The sequence below is a fragment of the Winogradskyella ursingii genome (assembly GCF_013403975.1).
Classification (GTDB): domain Bacteria; phylum Bacteroidota; class Bacteroidia; order Flavobacteriales; family Flavobacteriaceae; genus Winogradskyella; species Winogradskyella ursingii.
The window spans coordinates 1-582 of the sequence record NZ_JABFDH010000021.1 but is presented as its reverse complement, the minus strand read 5'-3'; the positions used below and the strand labels follow the sequence as shown (position 1 = coordinate 582).

At 33.7% G+C, this 582-nt stretch carries 1 protein-coding gene; it reads right to left on the bottom strand.

Annotated features, from left to right (window positions below):
* Positions 1-135: 135 nt before the first annotated feature.
* A complete protein-coding gene (locus HM983_RS15775) occupies positions 136-537 on the bottom strand; it encodes a hypothetical protein (protein ID WP_179346705.1) in 402 nt (133 codons plus the stop codon).
* Positions 538-582: the final 45 nt, after the last annotated feature.

Below are 582 nucleotides of genomic sequence, written 5' to 3'. Positions count from 1 at the left end.
AACGTGTTTGTGTATGGTTTCGTTACGGAATGACACGCAGTGTTATTCCGACGTAAACCGAAAGATAGCAAAAGTGCAGGGAATTTCCGATAGGAAATTCCGCCGTAATGAATTATACACGTTGTTGGCATTTCGTTATTTTTTATTCAGTTTTATATATTCCATTAGGTTTTTCACAAAAAATAAGGTCAAACTACCAATCCAGAAATAAAATCCAATTCCGATTTTCACAGGTGATGTGCTTGAACCCATATGCATTGGTAAATCAGTAACAAATATTGCTAAAATTCCGAGCAATACTGCTATTCCGCTTAAAGTCAGTTTTGTATTCAGTTTTGATTTTCGGATTAACGCGATAAAAAATAAGATATTCGCTGTCCAAGCTCCAAATGCGAATAAATTTCCGATAAGGATTGAAAATCCGCCAAAAATCAGAGCAAAAATTCCGTAAACTCCGCCACTTCCACTAAATGATTCGATAAACAATGAAATCAGATAAAGTCCAATTATTATAAAATTCAGGGTTTTATTATTCACTTATTAAGTTCAATTAGTATTGATTGGTTTTAATGAATGCCAACG